Source organism: Embleya sp. NBC_00888, from assembly GCF_045207655.1.
Taxonomy (GTDB): domain Bacteria; phylum Actinomycetota; class Actinomycetes; order Streptomycetales; family Streptomycetaceae; genus Embleya.
In genome coordinates, this window is record NZ_CP108785.1 from 4247265 (window position 1) to 4264452 (window position 17188).

Consider the following 17188-nt stretch of genomic DNA (forward strand, 5'->3'; position numbering starts at 1 on the left):
CGGGGCGTTCTCCCGACCTGGGGCCGGGGCTTTCGTTGCTGACATGAGTAAATCTATGTCCGTGAAAGACCCATGGAATGGTTCATTCATGACGACATTTCATGGGTCAATTCCGCCGGAGCCGCACCGGAGCCGTACCGGTCAGCGGGCCAACGTCGTGGGCGATGTCGTTGTGTCTCGCGGTCTATACCGCAATGCCGGAGGGCACGGTGTTCGTCCTCGGCTGCGCCGGATAGGCGTTCCACGCGCGGACCAGGCGGTCCACGGCCTCGTTGAGGACCCCTACGTCGGCGAGGAAGGAGATCCGTACACAATCGGCGTCTGCGCCCGCCGGATGCAGCGACGAGCCCGGTAGCACCGCCACCCCGTGCCGCATGGCCGTCTGTGCGAAGGATCCTCCGTCGCCGTGCGGCAGTCGGATCCACAACGTCTGGCCGCCCTCCACCGGGCGAAAACGCCAGTCGGGCAGGTCCGTGGCCAGTCGTGCGCACAGGTGGTCGTGTCGCGCGCGCAGCAACCGCGCGCGGTGGCGGGAGAGGGCGGGGATGTTCGGGACGAGTTCGGCGGCGGCCAGTTGTGCCGGTACGTCGCCGCCGAGGTCCTGGGTGGCCTTGAGCCTGGCCAGGCGGGCGATCAGGTCGCGGTCGGCGCGGATCCAACCGATCCGCAGGCCGCCCCACACGATCTTGCTCAGCGACCCGACGCTGACGATCCGTCCGGCGGGGCCGAACGCCGCGAGCCCCGGTGGCGGATCGCCGACGAAGGACAGGCCCGAGAGCACCTCGTCGTCGACGATCGGTACATCGTGCGCGACGGCCGTCTCCACCAGGCGCCGGCGCACCAGCGACGGGATCACCGTCCCGGTCGGGTTGTGGAACGTCGGCACCAGGTAGGCGAACGCCGGCCGGCGTTCGACCAGGGTCCGACACCACGCCTCGACATCCAGCCCGTCCCGGTCGCGCGCTGCCCAGACCGGATCCGCCGCGGCCTCGCGCAATGGCTCGAGCATGCCCGGATACGTCGGCCCCTCCACCAGGACCGCGTCCCCGGGGGAGACCCAGTGCCGGACGAGCAGGGCCAACGCCTGCTGCGCCCCGGTGGTCACGAGAATCTCGTCGGGCGCGGTCGGGATGCCCCGGTCCGCGTACGACCGGGCCAGCGCATCGCGCAACGCGGGGTGGCCGCCGGGGTGGTACCCGAGATCGCCGGTGATCGATCCCATGCGGTCCAACGCCGCCCGGTAGGCGTCGAGCAGTGCCGGGGGAGGGGCGTCGGGCGCCGCGCACGCCATCTGGAGGACACCGTCCGGCGGCTCCAGGAAGCCCAGGAACATCGGATGGGAGGTGCCGCCGACCCTCGCTGTCATGCCGTCCTCGGCCGTCCCGGCGACCCAGGTCCCAGATCCCTGACGGCGCGTCAGAAGACCTTCCCGGCGCAGCAGTTCGTAGGCGGCGACGAGCGTACTGCGGCCGATCGCCAGGCGTCGGGCCAGGTCGCGCTCGGGCGGCAGGCGAGCGCCCGGCGGGAGCTCTCCCGCCTCGACCAGCTCGCGCAGGCGCCGGGCGAGCAACAGATGCAGTGGACCCCGCCCGGCCGACCAGCGGCCGAGGCGGGCGAGCAGGGCGTCCGCATCGATTGGCTTCATGATCAAGCCAATATACGCGGATTGGCTCGGCGGACGGCGGGTCCCCTGCGGCAGCCTCGTCCCATGACCTTCCCCACGGCCGATGCCGCCCGCAGTGCACACCGCACTCCCGCCCTCGACACCATCGCCGTCCACGCGGGCGGAACCGCCGGCGACGAGTCGTACACCGGCCCCTCCCGACCGATCGCGGTTCCGCTCCACCAGGCGTCGACGTTCGCGTTCGACGACGCCGACGCGTTGGCCGACGCGATGTCCCGGTCGGACGGTCCCTGTGTGTACAGCCGCTACGGGAACCCGACGACACACGCCCTGGAAACCGCGATGACCGCCCTGGAGGGCGGGGTCGCCGCGCTGGCCACCGGCTCCGGCATGGGTGCGATCAACGCCGTTCTCGGTGCCCACCTCGCGTCCGGGGATCACGTGATCGCACAACGCCGCCTGTACGGGGGGACGTTCGCGACGTTGTGCGACCTGGAACGGCGCTACGGCGTGCGGGTCACCTACGTCTCGGGCGAGGACCCGGCCGAGGTGGCGGCCGCCGTCCGCCCGAACACGCGGCTGCTGTACCTGGAGACGATCGCCAATCCGATGACGCAGGTGTGCGACATCCCCGCGATGGCCGCCGCCGCCCACGCCCACGACGTGCCCACCGTCGTCGACAACACCTTCGCCACTCCCGTGCTGTGTCGCCCCCTGGAACACGGCGCGGACATCGTCGTGCACTCCACCACCAAGTACGTCGGCGGTCACTCCGACGTCGTCGGCGGCATCGCCGTCTTCGCGGACACCGCCGCACACCACCGGGTCTGGGAACGCGCCGTCGAAACCGGCGTCAACCCCGACCCGTTCGCGGCCTGGCTCACCCTGCGCGGCCTGCGCACACTGCCGTTGCGGATGCGGCGGCACTGCGAGGTCGCCGAGGTCCTGGCCGGGCGTCTCGTCGGGCATCCGGCCGTCGCCGCCGTGCACTGGCCCGGCCTGGCCGGCCACCCCGGGCACGAGATCGCCGGCCGGGTCCTCGACGGCCCCGGCGGGATGCTCGCCTTCGACGTGATCGGAGGGCGCGACGCCGCACACGAATTCGTCCACCGCGTACGCCTGGCCCGGCTCGCGGCCTCGCTCGGCGGACTGGAGACGCTGGTCGTCCACCCCGCCGGCACCTCACACCGCCAACTCGACGCCGGGCAGTTGCGCGCGGTCGGCATCGGCGAGGGCACCATCCGGGTCTCGGTGGGCATCGAGGACCCCGAGGACGTGTGGGCCGACTTCGACCAGGCTCTCGGCGCCACGGGCTGACCTCCGCACGCAGACTCTCGCCCGCTTCGAAGCCTCGGCGACGGAAGCGGATGCGGGCGGTGTGCTGCGGGGGAGGGTGACGCCCTGCCCTGCCCTGATCGGGTCGAGGGGTCGAGGGGTCGAGGGGTCGAGTCGGGAAGTGGTGTGCGGATCGGGTTCGGACGGTTCGGGCTTCTGTGGCCTGTCAGCGTTGTGCCGGGTGGTCGCACACCGGTCGGATTCGCACCCATCCGTCGGTGGCGACGCTACGAATTCTCGATATGAGGATGGGAAACCACTACGGCGACCGTGCTGGGCTCGGCGACGGCGGCCACGCCGGCGGCCACGAGTGTGGCGGGCCCGACGGCGCGGCCGATGCGTCCGGAGCGCTCTCGGGCCCCGGGCGGGAGCCGACTGGGCGCTTTGCGGTGATCGGGTCGGGCATCGCAGGTCTGACCGCCGCATATGTGCTGCGCACCACCGGCGAGGTCACCCTGTACGAGGCCGACCACCGGCTCGGTGGGCACGCGCACACCCACGAGGTGACCGGCTCGGACGGCCGGCCGCTCGCGGTGGACTCGGGCTTCATCGTCTACAACGAACGCACCTATCCGCTGCTCACCCGCCTGTTCGGAGAACTGGGGGTGAGCACCCGCGAAACCGAGATGAGCATGTCCGTGCGCTGCGACGGCTGCGCACTGGAGTACGCGGGCGGGCGCGGCCCCGGCGGGCTGTTCGCCGCCCCGGGGACCGCGGCCCGACCGGCGTACCTGCGGATGCTCGGCGCGGTGCCCCGGTTTCATCGCGCCGCGCACGAACTGCTCGCGGGCGACTCGGACATCACCCTCGGCCGGTTTCTCCGAGAACGCGAATTCTCGCCCCACTTCGCGCAACACTTCGTGCTGCCCCTGGTGTCCACGGTCTGGTCCTGCCCGGGCGTACTGGCCACCCACTACCCCGCGCGGCACCTGTTCCGCTTCCTCGCCAATCACGGAATGCTCACCGTCTCCGGCTCGCCGAGGTGGCGCACCGTGCTGGGCGGCTCTCGGTCTACTGGTGCCACCACCGCGACGGCACGCCTGCGTGCGTGGTGGCCGAGGTGCACAACACCTACGGCGGCAGGCACGCGTACGTACTTCGCACCGACGGCCGGGGAAGAGCCCTGGCCGAAAAGCAGTTCTACGTCTCGCCGTTCCTCCCCGTCTCGGGCGGCTATCGGCTGAGCCTGCCCGAGCCGGACGGTGATCTGGCGCTGACGGTCACGCTGCACCATCCGGGTGCGCGACGGCCGTTTGTGGCTCGGGTGCGAGGGGAGCGGCGCCCGTACACGGTGCGATCCCTGCTCGGTCTGACCCTGCGTCACCCGATGGCGCCGCTTCTCGGCGCGGCCCGGATCCGCCGGCGCGGCCTGGGTTTGTGGCTGCGCGGCGTGCCCGTGGTGCGATACGGGACCGAAGGCAACCTGCGTTGACCGTGATCGACACCGCCCCGGCTCGGCTCCACCCGGCGCGTCGGCCCGATGCGCCGGCCGCCCGAGAGCACGCGGCGTTCGTACGCCCTGCGCCACATGGCGGCATCACGGAGCGGGTGCCGCGTGGTCGAGGTGCCACGCGCGAGGCGGATTTCGTCCGCTTCGGAGGGATTCCTGGGCCTCGGGTCAGCCGAACCGCAGGATGCGTGGGGCGAAAGTGCCCTCGGGACCGGCGGCGCGGCCGACCGACCACACCGTCGCCGTGTCCGGCACCGGCGCCAGTCGCAGCACCCACGAGTCACCTTCCCCGGCCACCGCCGGTTCGCTGTACTCGGTGAACGACTGTCCGTTCCAGGCAAGGAGATCCGGCCCGGGGACCAACGGTGGATAGCTGCCCGGTGGGCCCCACTTCTGCGAGCGGGCCACCGAGACCCAGGCAAGTCCGCCGGATGTGCCCGGTGCCAGCGAGTCGATCGAGCCGAAGTCGGTGGGCACGGCCGCCCGGCTCCACGCCTGCCCGTCCCAGCGGACCAGCAGTGGCGGAATCGGCTTGCCCGGCGGGCCGCCGACGAACCCGGCCGTGCCACCCGCCCACACCTCCGTCGGCGAGACCGCCAGCACGCTGCCGACGGCCGACCGCGGGAACCCGTCCACGATCGTCTGCTGCCACGCCTGCCCGTTCCAATGCGACACGGCCGCACCCGAGTTGCCGGCGCCCGCGGCCCAGACGTCGTCGGCCGCCAGGATGTGCAGGTCGTACACGAAACCCGGCGGCACCGGCACGTCCCGCCAGCCGCGACCGTCCCAGCGCAGCAGGGCCTGCGCGCCGCCCCGCGAACCGATCAGCCAGGTCTCACCGCCGCCGGCGACGACTTCGGTCAGCACCACGCCGCGCGGCGGTCGGCTCTCGTACCAAGTGATGCCGTCGGAGCGGAGCAGGCGGGCGCCACCCGCCGCGTCGCGGCCGACCGCCCAGACCGCGGTCGGTGAGGTCGCGGCGATGGACAGCAGTTCTCCCTGCCAGCCGATTCCGGGCAGACTCTGGCGCTGCCACGCGGTTCCGTCCCAGCGCAGCACCAGCGGGAAGCCCGGCGCCTCACGACCGACGGCGTCGGTACCCACCGCCCACGCGCGGTCCGGCCCGAACGCCACGGCCTCGTTCAGCCCGGCCTGCGGGCGTACCTGCGCCGGGACCGGAACGTGTTGCCAGGACAGGTTTTCCGCCGCGGCCGAGGTCGTCATGGTCATGGCGACGGCGAGGGCCGCGACGAGCAGTCGGCGTGCCATGGTCAGCCTCCCAGCCGCTCGCTCATCAGGTTCGGTTTCGAGCCGTAGATCTCGACGGTCCCCAAGGACAGCAACGAGAACCCGGCGGTTGCCAGTGCACGCGGTTTGACGTCGATCGCGTTGGTGCGCACCGGGCCGTAGGAGAAGGTGGTGCGGGAGCCGCCCACCCGCGCGTACTTCGACTGGAACGCGCGGTCGCTGCGCACCGGCAGCCACAGCGCACCGTCCGGGCCGCGCACCATGGCCTCGGTGTAGGTATCGCCCAGCGGCGGGTAAGTGGTGTGCCAGGCGTGCCCGGTCCCGGTCATCAGGTAGGTGCGGGCCACGCCGTCGGTGTACCGGCTGCCGCCGATCGTGACCCGGCCGGACGGTTCGAGCAGGATCGTGTGTACGTTGCTGTTCGGCGGCAGCGACACCTTCGCGTCCCGCCACACCCTGCCGTTCCAGCGCAGGATGGTGGTGCCGGTGTCGGTGTCCGCCCAGGCCCAGACGTCGGTGGCGGTACGCGCGGTGATCCCCATCAGGAACAACACACCGTCCGGGGTGGATTGCGTGGTCCAGCCGGAACCGTCGTAGTGCAACACCTTCAGCCCGGTGTCGTCCTCACCGACCACCCACGCGGCACCCGGCACCGCGGTGAAGTCCTGGTAGGTCCACAGGGTTTGCGGCAGTGGGACGGCACTCCATCCTCCCGACCCTCCGGTCGACCGGCGCAGGATCTCGACCGCTCCCGCGCGGTTGCGCAGGATCCACACCTCCTCGCCGACGAGCTGCACCTTGCCGAGCCAACCCGGTTCGCCGGCGCCGGGGAAGGTTGTGTCCCGGCTCCACGCCGTGCCGTCCCACCGGTACAACATCGGCCGCAGTCCATCGGCGGCCTGTTCGTACCCGGTTGCCCACGCCTCGCCCGGTCCGCGGGCGGCGAGATCGGACACGGTCACCGGCGGGGCGGCGGCCGGCACCGGCAGCGCCGACCAGCCCGGCGTCACGGCCGCGGCCGGGGACACCACCGCAACCGGCGACACCACCGCGGCACACGCGATCACAAGGCAGACGAGGAGCGCACGGAGACCGTTCACGAGACCTCCCGAGAACGCGAAGGTCGCTCAGCCTATGGGCGCTTGTCCACTTGTGAACAGACGGCATACGGCCAATCTCCAGGACCCGATCGCCAGGACCCGATCTCCAGGACCGAGTCGGCGCGTCGACAAGGGACATCGTCGCTCGTGTGCACGGGTTCGGCGCGATGCCTCCGGCGAAGGGTCGCCGGAGGCATCGGGGTGTTTCACGTACGGATCGTGTGCGAGCGAGCCGCTCCCGGCGGCGCGTCGTGGTCGACGCGCACCATCAACGGGCGGGCGGCCCAGGCTCGGTTACGGGTAGATCGCGCAGGCGCGAGGGATCCAGCCGGTGGTGTTCCCGTAGCGGATCTTCTGCCACACCTCGCTCTTCTCGCCGCAGACGTCCAGGTACTGCCCCCACCCCTGGGCAACGTTGCAGGCCTTGCTGCCGCCGGGGAAGACACCGAGCGCGGTGCTCTTGGTCGTCGGCGTGGCGCGAATCTTGAGGTTCGTCTTGGCCTTGACGTACATGCCGCTCGAACAGGACGCGGCCGCGGTGGACGTACCCGCCGCCTGCGCGGGCGCCGCGAGACCGAAGGTTATGAGGGCGACCAGACCCGCACCCACCAGAGTTTTCCTCACCATGTGCGCTACCCCTCGTCTTGAGCACTGTTGCCCGAATCCAACACCTGGGGATCCGCTTCCCGTTGAGGTTTCATGGCCATCTGCCGCAATCGTCATACCGACCGCGCGAAATGGCCACCACGCGCGGGCGGGGTCGACCATGACCGCGACGGTGTCCGGGAGGGCCGAGCCGGGCCGTCCACGATGGGATGGGTTCACCGGATTCGTGAGGTTTCGTTTCGGTATGCGCTCGGCTACGCTGGGTGATGCCATCCATCCGAAGCCAAGGGAGGCGACGATGCCCGGACGTCATCGTGGCGGGGACGATCCGATCGAGGGCGACGGTCAGCAGCCCGGGCGGCCGATCCCGCCTCCGGAGCCGAACCCGCCCGCCCCGCCGGAGAAATGAGCACAGCCCCCGGGGTCGATGCCCCCGGCACCGCCCCCTCGACCGGCGCCGCGATCGTGCGCGGTGCCGCCGCTCTGGCGGCCGAGTTGGCCGCGGGTGGTTGGCTCACGCCGGACTGGGCCGATGCGTGGGCCCGGGTCGACCGTGAGGCGTTCGTGCCCGACCGGGTGTGGGTCCCGGCACACGACGGGTACCACCGGTTGGATCGCACCACCGACCCCGCACGCTGGCGCACTCTCGTCCACACCGACACCGCGTTGATCACCCAGGTCGAGGACGGCACCCGCGCACCGGAGTTCTCGCTGCGCCCGACCAGCAGCGCGAGCATGCCGCGCATGGTCGCCTCCATGCTCGCCCTTCTCGACGCGCGCGAGGGACACCGCGTCCTGGAGATCGGTACCGGCGTCGGCATCAGTGCCGCGCTGCTTGTTACCCGACTCGGGGACGACGCGGTCGCGTCGGTCGAACTCGACCCCGCTGTCGCCGCCGACGCCCGTGCCGCGCTGCACCGCGCGGGACACCATCCCCATCTGACGGTTGGCGACGGTACCCACGGCAGCGCCGAACACGCCCCGTTCGATCGGCTGTTGTCGACCTTCTCCGTGCACACGATCCCGCACGCGTGGATCACCCAGACCCGGCCCGGGGGTCGGATCGTCACCCCGTGGGGGAGCGCCCTGTACAACGGCGTGCTGCTCGTCCTGGACGTCGACCCGGACGCCGACTCCGGGCCGCGCGCGTCGGGACGGGTGGTGGGCGACGCCGCGTTCATGTGGGAACGCGGCCAGGGCGTGCGCGGCGCCGTCATGGACACCGTCCGCGAACAGGACCCCGGCACACCGGGCATCACCACCCTCGACCCACGGCTTTTGATCGACAACCGCGACGCCGCCTTCTGCGTCGGCGTGTTCGTCCCCGGAGCGCGCCGCTCGGTCGGCCGCCCCCCGGGCGCCGCGCCGGGCGACGACGAGTTCACCCTGTGGCTGGTCGACGCGGACACCCGCTCCTGGGCCTGCGTCGACCACACCCCGGGCACGGACGTGTTCGCGACGGCGGCACACGGCCCCCGCCCGATCCTCGCCGAGGTCGAGGCCGCGCTCACGTGGTGGAACGGCCACGGACGCCCAGAACGCACCCGCTTCGGTCTCACCGCCACCCCCAACGGACAGACCCCGTGGCTGGACGATCCCTCGAACACCCTCCCCGCCACCAAGTCCCGCCCCGGCGCGTACCCTTGACCCACCCGCCCGCCGGCGGGACTCGAACCGTCGTCCGGAGGATCGTCGTTCACCCCCTTGGCCGCCCGCCGAGGGGACTGCCGGCCGAGCGGGCCATGTCAGGCGAGGGCTGTGTCTTCCCGGATCCCGGGACGGCGTGCGGTGCCGCGCCGCGCCTCGTGCCGGGTCCCGGGCGTGCTCGCGGCCAAGGGGTCGGCCCGGCGCCCGTGCCCAGGCGCGTCGGCACGCCGGGCGGGCCGGATTTCCCTGGTAAACGGCCGCCGTTGCGGGCATCATGCGGGGCCATGGACATGCGTGAGCTTGCTCGCCGGGGGTTCGGGTCCGGCGCCGATCGCTACCACCGAGCCCGGCCCGCGTACCGTCCCGAGGTGATCCCCTATCTCCGCGACGCGGTCGGCCTCGGTCCCGGTCGCGAGGTGCTCGATCTCGCGGCCGGGACCGGCCGGATGACCGCCGAACTGGCCGCGCTGGGCGCTGGCGTCACCGCGATCGAACCATCCGAGGCGATGCGGGCCGCGTTCGCCGCGGCACTGCCCGGGATTCCGCTGCACAGCGGCACCGCCGAGGAAATCCCCTTCCCCGAGGCCTCGTTCGACACGGTTGTGGTCGCGCAGGCGTTCCACTGGTTCGACGGCCCCGCCGCCTTGCGCGAGATCGCCCGCGTACTGCGACCGGGCGGTGGCCTGGCGTTGGTGTGGAACGAGCGCGACGAGTCGGACGCGGAGGCGCTCGCGTTGAGCGAGGTCACCGAGTGGAAGGAGTTCCAGCCGTACGAGGTCGGCCGCGACTTCCGCACCGACCTCGACGCCTCGGGCCACTACGTACCGGCGGTGCGGCGCAGCTTTCACTGGACCGAGACGCTCACCCACGCGCAACTCGCCGACCGCATCGCGACACTGAGCTACGTGAACGCGATGCCCGAGGCCGAGCACGAGGCCTTCTTCGCACGACTGCACGAACACCTGGCCACACGCCCCGACCCGATGGACATCCCGTACGTGACCGACACCTTCGTCACGCACAAGCACACCGGCCGACGCACCTGACCACGGGGGGCGGACCCGGACCTGATCAATCGCAATACGACGTGCGACCGACGCCGGACGACCGAGACGTCCATGAGTGCGAAATACGGCTCTCCGCCCGGATTTCGTGATTCGTGACCATCCATCCGGAGTACCCCATACGCTGCTCCCACGAGAGCCGCAACATGTCCGGGGGTGGACTGTGAAGCGTGGGGACGAACTCGGCAAGCCGACCGGTGAGAGCATCGAGCCCGCGGCCAAACGGCAACGCGTAGTCGGCCCTCGGGATGTCGGCGCGCCCGCCGGTCCACGGGTGTCGGGCTACGAGGCGGACGACGAGTACTCGTCGGGTGACGACGAGCCGGATTCGGGGTCCTCCGGCGAAGAGGGCGACGGCGAGGACGGCCAACCGAGTCGCGCGCAGATCGCGCGGATCGTGGGCCTTGATCTCGCCGGAATCGCGACCGCGATCGGGCAGGAGGACGAGGGGTTCGGCGAGACGACGCCGCTGCTGACCGCGCTGGAACAGCGCCGGGACGCGCTGGAATGCGTGGGTGACGGTGCCTGGATCCGCAGCCCCGGCTGCGCCACGGTCGTGCTCACGTGGTTGGGCACCCAAGCTACGCTGGTCCCCGACCTGGTGCGGACGGTGGGGAACATTCGGGTCGCCCTGGCGACGCCGGCGTCGCCGGCACCCGGGGCGGACGAGCGGGCCACGATGTGGACCGCGCTGTGCCTGGCCCTGCGGGCGCCGGAGCGGGTCGCCCGGGACGGGTGCGAGTACCTCGCGCACGCGATCTGCACGTGGCTGCACGAAAATCGTCCGGACTGGGCCCGGCTGCACCTGGTGAAGTACTGGTTGGTGGCGTCCGGCGGCGGCCTGCACCCGACGTACCACTGGAACCACCATGTCGCGCCCGTACTGACCTGCGCGGACGGGGAGTTCGTGCTCGATCCGTTCCTGTCCCCGGGCGCGCCGATGCCGCTCGCGACGTGGTTGGCGGCGGTCAAGGGCGACCGGCCGCCACGACTGTTCGAGCGCCGGCAGGCGTGGGAGCTGATCGGCGCGCCGGTGCACGCGACGATGCCGTTCGACCCGGGTACCCGGCTGGTGGAATCGGACACAATCCTGCGCGAGGTCGCGGCCTGCCGACGCTGACGGCCTGCGACATTCGGTTACGCCGCCCCGCCCCGCCCCCACCGACCGCGACGTACCTCCACGATGGTGAGGCGCCCACGTCGGCGGCGCGCGGACCCGGTCGGGACGCACGGATGGGGTCGGGCGCGGGCCACCGACCGAGTAGGCGAACAGCCGCTCGGGGTCACGGTGTTGCGACACCGACTTCGGCCGGGCCGGGTTCGCGTCACGGTAGGCACGTCCTCCACCGAACCCGCCTGCGGCACACCGGCGTTGTTCATCACCGCCCACGCTCCGCCGCCTGTCATCTCCGCCACTCGGGCCATCGCCTCACGGCAGGAATCCGCATCCGCCACATCCAGCAGCACCGTCCGCAACCGGAGCCCCCGCGCGGCGCCGGCGGCGATCAGGGCAAGACCGGCCGATCGGAGGGCGCCGACACCACGAGGCGGGTGGCGGCCGGGAGGCCGAAGTTGCCTGCGGCGGCAGCGAATTCCGACGAGGGGCTTGAACTTGACGTATGCGTCAAGTTCTACCGTCGTTGCGACCCAATCCTCGGATCCCAGGAGTTGTGATGACTGGCGACGTTTTCGCTGTCCCCGCTGTCCCCGCCGTTCCCGCCGTCCCCGCCGAGCAGCGTGAGGTGTGGTTGCGAGCCAGGCCGGACGGGGCGCTCGAGGCCGACGACTTCGAGCTGGTCCGGGTTCCGGTCCCCGAGGTGAGGGTTGGGCAGGTGCTCGTGCGCAATCGGCTGATGAGCGTGGTCGCGGTGATGCGGACGTTGGTGGAGGGTGGCGACGATCTGCCCGTCCCGGCGGCCGAGTTGGGCGAGCCGATGTGGGGCCCGCGCTCGGGGAGGTGGTCGCGGCACCCGGCGGCGAGTTGGTGCCCGGAGATCTCGTGACGCACATGCGGGGCTGGCGCGAGTACGCGGCCGTCGACGTCGGCGAGGCGCAGCCCGTCGATCCCGCGGTGCTGCCCGATGCGGCCGCGTATCTGTCGCAGGCGATGACCGGCTGGCTCGGCGTCGTCCGGGGTGCCGAAGTGCGAGACGGGGACACGGTGTTCGTGACCGGCGCGGCGGGTGGGGTGGGGACCATGGCCGGGCAGTTCGCGCGGCTGCGCGGGGCGCGACGGGTGATCGGCAGTACCGGCTCGCGGAGCAAGGCCGACTACCTGATCAAGGAGTTGGGGTACGACGCCGTGGTGATCCGAGGCGGCGCCCCGATCGAGGAGCAGTTGCGCGAAGCGGCTCCCGAGGGGTTGGACGCGGTCTTCGACAACGTGGGCGGCGAGCAGCTGACGGCGGCCCTGGCGGTGGCCAATCGCGGTGCCCGCGTCGGCCTGGTCGGTGCGCTCTCCGGTCAACTCGGCGGCGGGTTCTCCGCTCCCGTCGAAGTGGACACCGGCGCGCTCATCCTGCGCGGGATCACCCTGCGCGGCATGGCGGGCATCGACCACCTGGACGCGATCCCCGAGGGCATGCGCGAGTTCGGGCGTGGTCTGCGCGCGGGTACCCTCGTCTTCCCGCACGTCCGGCTCGCCGGCATCGATCAGGCGCCCCGGGCGTTGTGCGAACTGCTGGAGGGACGACACATCGGTGCGGTGCTCGTGGAATTGTGATGCGTGACCGTCCTCGGGCATCCGCCCCGAAAGGATCACGCGTGCGTATCGGCGATGCGGCGGCAGCCGCCGGCCTGACCCCTCGGGCCCTGCGTTACTACGAGCAGGAGGGCCTGCTCAGGGCCGGGCGTTCGGCGTCCGGCCACCGCGAGTACGAAGTGGAGGATGTGCACCGATTGTCGGCCGTACGCCGACTCCTCGAAGCCGGTCTGACCATCGGCGACCTGAAGGACTTCATCGACGTCCTCGACATGGTCTTCCCGCTCCACGGCGAGCCTCCGGGTCCGGGCCCCCGGGTCCGTGCGGGCGACTGCCCGGTCGCCGAGGTCGCCGTGCGCCGCCTGGCGGAACTGGATGCCCGTATCGCCCGCCTGACCGAGGCCAGGACCCGTCTGGCCGACGCCCTCGCCCACCGCTTCGGCGACATGTTCCCCGTCGGCAGCCCGAACCGAGCGGCCTGACCGGCCGAGGCACCGGACCGCGGCGGGATCGGGCCGGGCCCGGGAAGTACCATCCACGGATGCCGAGCATCGAGACGTTGATTCCGGGCGCCGGGAGGGCCGACGTCGAGGGTCTGCGCGAGTTCGACGCGGGCGAACGCGCGCGGTATGTGGCCGACTGGGAGCACCCGTGGTGGCGTCGTCGGGCCTGTGCGGTCGCCCTGGCCGGGCGGGTGTCGAAGCGGTGGGTCGCCGCGTTGAGCGAGCGTGTTCGTGACCCCGGCGACACGGGTGCGGTGCGGATCGCGCTCCTGGAGGTGCTGGGGGATCGCGCGGAACTGCTGCCCTGGTTGCGGCACGAGGACCGGCGGGACGAGGGTTCGTACGGCGACGCACGGCATCCGCCCTTCGGGCTCCTCGCTGCGCTCACGACGTGGCCCGATCCACCAGGATCCGCCGGACAGGGCCTTGGCGGTGCTTTGTCAGACCAGGGTGTAGAGGCCGATGGATCTTCCGGCGCCGAGGCGTTGATCAGGGTCTGGAGTTCGGTGGGCGGGGGCTTGGTCGACCATGCCCCCGCCGGAGGCGTTGCAGCGTGGTCCAGGGCGCCGACCAACCACGGACGGCCCGGATCGCTGGGGGCCAGGAGGCCGTTCGGCCACCGCGTCCGGGTCGCGACCGAGTCGGTTTGCCAGGACGTACCCGGCCGATCCGGCGCCGACGATCACGTGATCGGGCGCGGTCACTCCCCGTTGTGATGGCACACGCCCACATGCGGGATCCGTGCGGCTCGGTCCGGAGGGTCGCGTCGTACGGCGGGGGCCGAGGGAACTCACGCCGGGCGTGCACGAGTTCGCCGCCGAGGTCGACCGCCTCGGCGGTGACCTCCCGTACCCGGGTCCGAGTCGGGCCCATGAAGGCGATGTCGACGCAGACCGGTGCGGTGGTGCGAGTACCCGCCGGACGGGTCCGCGCTCTCGTCCAGGAACAGGTGGGTGCCGCGCTTGCCGCCGGTCGGCCGGTGGGCGTGCTGCGCCGCGTCGTCGAGGTGGGTCTCGAAGACCAGCAGCGGCATGATCCGGTCGTAGAACGCGACGGCCCGGCGAAGGTCGGGAACGTTGAAGCCCGGATGTCCGGTCGCCGGGCCCATTCTTCACCGCGGACGGCGTGCGTGCCCGCGCTTCATGGGGGACCTACGCGATCGCGACGCCGAACGTGACCGGTCGACCAGTCTTCCGCCGGGTGCCGCCGAACGTGTCCGGTCGACAAGTCTCACGACGCGGATGACGGTGATGTGGGTCGGGAAGCCGGTTGTCGCCCCTGCTTCGGTGCCCGCCATGCGGGGTTCCTCCGGACGCCGACCCGTTCCAGGTCGAGCGTGTCCCCGATGTCGCTGCGCAGTTCGACGTGGGCCGGGGCGCCGGTTTCGTGGTCGACGTAGTGCAGTGGCGCCGTGCCGTCCTGCAGGTACTTGTCACCCCACTGCATCAGGGCAACGATCACCGGGAACAGGTCGCGGCCCATGTCGGTGAGCACGTACTCGTCACGGGTGCGGCCGCCGTCCTCCCGGTAGGGGCGCTTGGCGAGCAGGCCGGCCTCGGTCAGGTGCCGCAGCTGCTGGGCGACGGCGCGGTCGGTGATGCCGATACGGCCGGCGAAGCCGCTGAATCGGGTCGTGCCGTAGCAGGCCTCGCGCAGGATCAGGAGCGCGGAGCGGGTTCCGACCACCTCCAGCGCCTTGACCAGTGAGCAGTGGTCGGTCTTCCACGCGCCGAGGTCGGCCAGCGCACCCTCCATGACAAACGACATGACCCCATCCTACCCGCTTCAACTTGAGTCTTGTATAGCCAGACTCATCTACCTATAGTCGATGATAGTCAGCGCCTCGCCTCCCGCTCCCGAGATGGGAGGCCGCGCCGCCTTTGACCGGACAACCGGCATAGATCGCAGGGGGATTCGCATGGCCTCGCAGACCGCACCATCCGCCGAGGATGTGGGACAGGACCCCGGTAGACCGTCGGCGATCACGTTCGTCGTGTGCTGCGCGGCGTTCGTGGCGATGCTCGACGTGTTCGTGGTGAACGTCGCCTTCACCGACATCGGATCCGAGTTCGACGCGGGGCTCGCGGACCTGAGCTGGGTCCTCAACGCCTATGCCATCGTCTACGCGGCGCTGTTGATCCCGGCCGGACGCCTCGCCGACCGGTACGGCCGCAAACCGGCGTTCCTCGCCGGACTGGCCTTGTTCACCGCGGCCAGCGCCGCCTGCGCCTCGGCGCCCCAGTTGTGGTGGCTGGTGTCCTTCCGCGTGCTACAGGCGGTCGGTGCGGCCGTGCTCACCCCGGCCGGCCTCGGGCTGCTGCTCACCGTGCTGCCGGCGGCGCGCCGGAGCGGAGCGGTCAGGATCTGGGCCACCACCAGCTCGTTCGCCGCCGCGGTCGGCCCGGTGGTCGGCGGTGGTCTGGTGGAGCTGTCCTGGCGCTGGGTGTTCTTGATCAACATCCCGGTCGGCGTTGCGGCGTTCGTCGCGGCCCGCCGTGTGCTCCCCGACCTGCGTGACACGTCGGCCGTGCGAATGCCGGACCCGCTCGGCACGGCGGCGTTGGTCGTCGCCTTCGGTGCGCTCTCGCTGGGGCTGGTCAAGGGACAGGAGTGGGGGTGGACCGAGGCGGCGACCCTCGGCGCGTTCGCCGGCGCCGCCGCCGGCATCGCGGTGTTCGTCGTTCGGATATCGAGTCACCCGGCTCCGGTCGTGGATCCGGCCCTGCTTCGGACACCGGCGTTCGTCTGGGCCAACATCACGGTACTGATGTTCTGCACCGCCTTCGGCGCGGTTTTCCCGTCCGTGGTGCTGTGGTTGCAAGGTCCCGCCGGCTACTCCACCCTGGCCACCGGCCTGGCCATTGCCCCGGGCCCGCTGATGGTGCCGCTGTTCGCGGTCGTCGGCCGGCGCCTGGCCACACATGTTCCGGCCGGAGCCCTGGTGGCGGCGGGCAACCTGCTGTTCGCCGGTGGAGCCCTGCTGCTGGCCGCCGGTGCGTCCCCCGATACCCGGTACGCGACACAGATCCTGCCGGGATGGCTCGTCATCGGCGTCGGCATCGGCCTGGCCATGCCCGTCATGCTCTCCCAGGCCACCGCCCGACTGCCCGGCGCCCAGGCCGCCACCGGCAGCGCCGTGGTCAACACCAGCCGCCAACTCGGCTACGTTCTCGGCGTCGCCATCCTGGTCGCCGTCCTCGGCACGGTCGACCCCCTGCACGATCCGGCGCAGACCTTCCGACACGCCTGGTGGTTCATCGCCGTCACCGCCGCCGGGTCCGCCGCCACCGCCCTCGGCATCACCGGCCGTGCCCGGAGTTGATCACCGTGACCACCCTGGCCGCGTCCGACACCGTGCACCTTCGCTCTTGGCGCGCGGACGATATCGACAAGCTCGTCCAAGCCGCCGCCGGCATCTCGCGGGACACGCTCGCCCTGCGATTCGGCGTGCGGTGCACCACGATTCCCGACTGGTATCTGGCCCGGATCACCGAAGGCTGGGCGCAAGGCACCTGGAACGCGTGCGTGGCCGAGGACGGAGGCCGCGTCGTGGGCTGGGCGGAGTACGGACTGAACAGCGACCCCCGCCACGCCGACATCGCCGCACTGGTCTGCGACTCGTACCAGGGAAACGGCCTCGGCAAGCAGTTGGTCAAGGAACTCGCGTCGCCGGCACGGGCTGCCTCGGTGCGTGTGCTGCACGCCCAGATCCAGGTCGGGAACCAGGCCGCGCGCAGGGCACTGTACGCGGCGTTGCCGGACCCGCGGTGTACGGAACTGCAGGACGGACAGTGGCACTACGTCATGTGTCTGCCGGAAGCCCGGAACCGAACGCAGCCCTGAACCGAACGAAGCCCTGGCCCACCCGGTCCACGTCTGGAACGGCATCCGGCAGCGGGCCGGATGCAGA

15 protein-coding genes and 2 pseudogenes are annotated in these 17188 nt (G+C 71.5%); 11 read left to right on the plus strand and 6 right to left on the minus strand.

The window, feature by feature from the left end:
• Window positions 1–184: 184 nt before the first annotated feature.
• A complete protein-coding gene (locus tag OG948_RS52800) occupies window positions 185–1645 on the minus strand; it encodes a PLP-dependent aminotransferase family protein (RefSeq protein WP_331772220.1) in 1461 nt (486 codons plus the stop codon).
• A 63-nt stretch (window positions 1646–1708) separates the two neighbouring features.
• Between OG948_RS52800 and OG948_RS52805 the strand changes: the two genes are divergently transcribed.
• From OG948_RS52805 to OG948_RS52815, 3 genes and pseudogenes are all read left to right on the plus strand, one after another.
• The gene (locus OG948_RS52805; protein WP_331772221.1) at window positions 1709–2941 is read left to right on the plus strand and encodes an aminotransferase class I/II-fold pyridoxal phosphate-dependent enzyme; all 1233 of its coding nucleotides are present in this window, start codon (window positions 1709–1711) and stop codon (window positions 2939–2941) included.
• A gap of 407 nt (window positions 2942–3348) precedes the next feature.
• Window positions 3349–3972, plus strand: a pseudogene (locus OG948_RS52810) (FAD-dependent oxidoreductase); the annotation flags it as partial.
• A gap of 47 nt (window positions 3973–4019) precedes the next feature.
• Window positions 4020–4391, plus strand: coding sequence for a DUF1365 family protein (locus OG948_RS52815; protein WP_406300732.1), 372 nt, complete (start codon window positions 4020–4022; stop codon window positions 4389–4391).
• Between the two features lie 186 nt (window positions 4392–4577).
• Here the strand turns inward: OG948_RS52815 and OG948_RS52820 are convergent, their stop codons facing one another.
• From OG948_RS52820 to OG948_RS52830, 3 genes are all read right to left on the minus strand, one after another.
• Entirely contained in the window at window positions 4578–5678 is a 1101-nt protein-coding gene (locus tag OG948_RS52820; RefSeq protein WP_331772222.1) for a hypothetical protein, read from the minus strand.
• 2 nt (window positions 5679–5680) lie between these two features.
• Window positions 5681–6757, minus strand: coding sequence for a hypothetical protein (locus OG948_RS52825; RefSeq protein WP_331772223.1), 1077 nt, complete (start codon window positions 6755–6757; stop codon window positions 5681–5683).
• A gap of 294 nt (window positions 6758–7051) precedes the next feature.
• Window positions 7052–7384: an SH3 domain-containing protein gene (locus OG948_RS52830; RefSeq protein WP_331772224.1), complete on the minus strand. Its 333-nt coding sequence runs from the start codon at window positions 7382–7384 to the stop codon at window positions 7052–7054.
• Between the two features lie 384 nt (window positions 7385–7768).
• Between OG948_RS52830 and OG948_RS52835 the strand changes: the two genes are divergently transcribed.
• The 6 genes and pseudogenes from OG948_RS52835 (at window position 7769) to OG948_RS52860 (ending at window position 13994) form a co-directional block, all read left to right on the plus strand.
• Entirely contained in the window at window positions 7769–9010 is a 1242-nt protein-coding gene (locus OG948_RS52835) for a methyltransferase domain-containing protein (RefSeq protein ID WP_331772225.1), read from the plus strand.
• Window positions 9011–9378: 368 nt separating this feature from the next.
• The gene (locus OG948_RS52840; RefSeq protein WP_406300733.1) at window positions 9379–10056 is read left to right on the plus strand and encodes a class I SAM-dependent methyltransferase; all 678 of its coding nucleotides are present in this window, start codon (window positions 9379–9381) and stop codon (window positions 10054–10056) included.
• Window positions 10057–10237: 181 nt separating this feature from the next.
• The gene (locus OG948_RS52845) at window positions 10238–11194 is read left to right on the plus strand and encodes a protein-glutamine glutaminase family protein (RefSeq protein WP_331772227.1); all 957 of its coding nucleotides are present in this window, start codon (window positions 10238–10240) and stop codon (window positions 11192–11194) included.
• 553 nt (window positions 11195–11747) lie between these two features.
• Window positions 11748–12796, plus strand: a pseudogene (locus OG948_RS52850) (MDR family NADP-dependent oxidoreductase).
• Window positions 12797–12837: 41 nt separating this feature from the next.
• Complete coding sequence (locus OG948_RS52855; RefSeq protein ID WP_331772228.1) at window positions 12838–13257, plus strand: MerR family transcriptional regulator; 420 nt, start codon at window positions 12838–12840, stop codon at window positions 13255–13257.
• Between the two features lie 59 nt (window positions 13258–13316).
• Window positions 13317–13994, plus strand: coding sequence for a hypothetical protein (locus OG948_RS52860; protein WP_331772229.1), 678 nt, complete (start codon window positions 13317–13319; stop codon window positions 13992–13994).
• 74 nt (window positions 13995–14068) lie between these two features.
• On the opposite strand, the gene OG948_RS52865 is transcribed toward OG948_RS52860, so the two are convergent.
• Together OG948_RS52865 and OG948_RS52870 are read right to left on the minus strand one after the other, a co-directional pair.
• Window positions 14069–14386 carry a hypothetical protein gene (locus OG948_RS52865; protein ID WP_331772230.1) on the minus strand — a complete coding sequence of 106 codons (318 nt, stop codon included), beginning with the start codon at window positions 14384–14386 and terminating at the stop codon, window positions 14069–14071.
• 122 nt (window positions 14387–14508) lie between these two features.
• Window positions 14509–15045 (minus strand): helix-turn-helix domain-containing protein, encoded by a 537-nt coding sequence (locus OG948_RS52870; protein WP_331772231.1) that lies wholly within the window; start codon window positions 15043–15045, stop codon window positions 14509–14511.
• Window positions 15046–15196: 151 nt separating this feature from the next.
• Between OG948_RS52870 and OG948_RS52875 the strand changes: the two genes are divergently transcribed.
• Together OG948_RS52875 and OG948_RS52880 are read left to right on the plus strand one after the other, a co-directional pair.
• Entirely contained in the window at window positions 15197–16600 is a 1404-nt protein-coding gene (locus OG948_RS52875) for an MFS transporter (protein ID WP_331772232.1), read from the plus strand.
• Between the two features lie 5 nt (window positions 16601–16605).
• On the plus strand, window positions 16606–17121 hold the full coding sequence (locus OG948_RS52880) for a GNAT family N-acetyltransferase (protein ID WP_331772233.1): 516 nt from the start codon (window positions 16606–16608) through the stop codon (window positions 17119–17121).
• Window positions 17122–17188 lie beyond the last annotated feature (67 nt).

Bases quoted from the DNA above. Each gene is read 5' to 3' on its own strand.
- OG948_RS52800 (WP_331772220.1), bottom strand. From the start codon at position 1,645: ATGAAGCCAATCGATGCGGACGCCCTGCTCGCCCGCCTCGGCCGCTGG.
- OG948_RS52805 (WP_331772221.1), top strand. From the start codon at position 1,709: ATGACCTTCCCCACGGCCGATGCCGCCCGCAGTGCACACCGCACTCCC.
- OG948_RS52820 (WP_331772222.1), bottom strand. From the start codon at position 5,678: ATGGCACGCCGACTGCTCGTCGCGGCCCTCGCCGTCGCCATGACCATG.
- OG948_RS52830 (WP_331772224.1), bottom strand. From the start codon at position 7,384: ATGGTGAGGAAAACTCTGGTGGGTGCGGGTCTGGTCGCCCTCATAACC.
- OG948_RS52835 (WP_331772225.1), top strand. From the start codon at position 7,769: ATGAGCACAGCCCCCGGGGTCGATGCCCCCGGCACCGCCCCCTCGACC.
- OG948_RS52860 (WP_331772229.1), top strand. From the start codon at position 13,317: ATGCCGAGCATCGAGACGTTGATTCCGGGCGCCGGGAGGGCCGACGTC.
- OG948_RS52865 (WP_331772230.1), bottom strand. From the start codon at position 14,386: ATGGGCCCGGCGACCGGACATCCGGGCTTCAACGTTCCCGACCTTCGC.
- OG948_RS52870 (WP_331772231.1), bottom strand. From the start codon at position 15,045: ATGTCGTTTGTCATGGAGGGTGCGCTGGCCGACCTCGGCGCGTGGAAG.
- OG948_RS52875 (WP_331772232.1), top strand. From the start codon at position 15,197: ATGGCCTCGCAGACCGCACCATCCGCCGAGGATGTGGGACAGGACCCC.